The 1,939-nt window shown below is 79.2% G+C and carries 1 pseudogene; it reads right to left on the reverse strand.

The annotated features are described in order from the left end of the window. A pseudogene (locus tag VR45_RS42305) lies at positions 1-1,939 on the reverse strand (hypothetical protein); the annotation flags it as partial.

Raw genomic sequence — 1,939 nt, forward strand, 5'->3', positions numbered from 1 at the left:
GGGCAGGCACGGGGGTGGCGGGCGCGGAGGACGGGCCCGCGAGCACCGGGGCCGCCGGAGCCACCGGACCCATCGGCGGCACTGCGGCCACCGGGGCCACCGGCGCCACCGGCTGGACGGGCACGACAGCGGTCGGCAGTCCGAGGTTCTGGGTGGTCTCGTCGCTCTCGTAGCCGTCGGAGCCCCCGAGGCCGTCGGAGCCCTCAAGACCGTCGGAACCCTCAAGACCGTCGGATCCGCCGCCGTCCGTCTCCGGCCCGGCGGGCGGCGCGACCGGGAAGGCGGCGGCCGGTCCGGCCGGGACCACGGCGACCGCCGGTGCCACCGGGACCGGCCCGGTGGTGGCGCCGGCCTGTCGGCCGAGCCCGTTGACGAGGTGCCGCGGGGCCGGCAGCGCGGCCGGTCCGACGGACCCCGGCACCGGCGCCGCCGGGTCGGTGCCCGCGAACGGGCTGGCCCCGGTGCCGATCACCCGCGCCAGCAGCCGAGGACCGGCCGCGGACCGGCCGCCGCCGGTGTCCTCGTCGTCCGCGTCATCCCCGGAGTCCGGGTCGCCCAGGGCGGCGTCCAGCGCGGCGAGCGAGAAGCCGCCCGCCGGGCCGTCCGAGCCGGGGCCCGACGCCGCGCCGACGGCCGCGAGGACCGGGACGGCGGCCGGGAGGTCGGCGGGCTCCAGCTCGTCGCCGTCCAGGGTCCATGCGGGGGCGGGGTGCTGGGTGCTGTCGTCGGCGGCCCGGAGCAGCTCGGTGACCTGCTCGTACTGGCCGGTGGTCAGGCGCTGGAGCTCCAGGGTGAGGTGCAGGCCCGGAATGGTGGCCTGGCCGGTGGCCGGGAGGGTCCAGCGGGCGACCGGGCCGGTGCCGCGCTCGGGGGCGCGGGTGACCACGGCGACGCAGGTGCGGGGCCGGGCGTCGAGCAGTCGGCCGAGTTCGGCCGGGATGCCGCCGCCGGGCTGGTGGCCGCAGAGCACGATCTCGGGGACCCAGGACTCGTCGGCCAGGCCCCGGCTGCGGGCGTCCCGGGGGCTGGCGGCCTCGGCCGAGACCAGGGTGGCCCGGGCCTTGGCGGTGCGCGGGCCGAGGGCGGCGAGCGCGGCGTCCAGGGTGGTGTGGCGGTGGATCCGCTCGGCGGCCGGTCCGCTGATCGGCATCTCCTCGGCGAGGTCCACCAGGTGCAGGTGGAGCCGGTCCGCGAGCGGGCTGTGCGCGAGTTCGAGGGCCAGGGTGCGCAGGACGTCGCGGGCGTCGTCCTGGTGCCCGGAGAGGTGGAGCAGCCGGACCGTCTCCAGGTCGGCGAGGACGATCGAGCCGTCCGCGGCCGAGCCCAGGGTGACCAGGGCCGGGTAGGGGGCCGCGGTCTTGCGGGCCTGGGCCGGCGAGAGCAGGCCCTCGGAGTCGGCGGCGCACCACCAGATGTCGGGCGTGTGGGCGGCGCGGAACGGCGCGATGGGCGCGGCGGGACCGGAGAGGTGGAGTTCGATCGTGCGGCCGGGGGTGATCCGGGCGGCGACGATCGCGGGCAGCCGCTTGCCGCCGCGGACGGTGTTGCGGGCCATGCTGCGCAGGGCGCGGTCGAGCAGGTGCAGTCCGGCGTCGTCCTGGCGGGCCTTCAGTTCGGCCTCGAAGGCGGCGGCCGGGGCGCTGGGCATGGCGATGCGGTGCCGGGGGCGGCGGGCGCGCAGCTGGCCGCCGCGCTTGCGGGCGACGGTCCCGACCATGATCGCGGCGAGCAGCACACCGACGGTGGAGGCGGCGAGGGCGACGCCGTAGTCGTCGTTCGCCTGCTCGGCATGGGCGGCCGGGGCCTGGGCCTCGACCTTCGGGGCGGGTGTCCCCGCCGGGGCCGGGGCGGAGGGCTGTGCGGGCGCCGGGGCCTGGGCGGAGGGCTGCGCCGGGGCGGGTGTCTGCGCGGCGGGCGCCGAGGGCGCCTGGGTGTTCGG

Origin of the sequence: Streptomyces sp. NRRL S-495 (genome assembly GCF_000966955.1) — a bacterium.
GTDB classification, from domain to species: domain Bacteria; phylum Actinomycetota; class Actinomycetes; order Streptomycetales; family Streptomycetaceae; genus Kitasatospora; species Kitasatospora purpeofusca.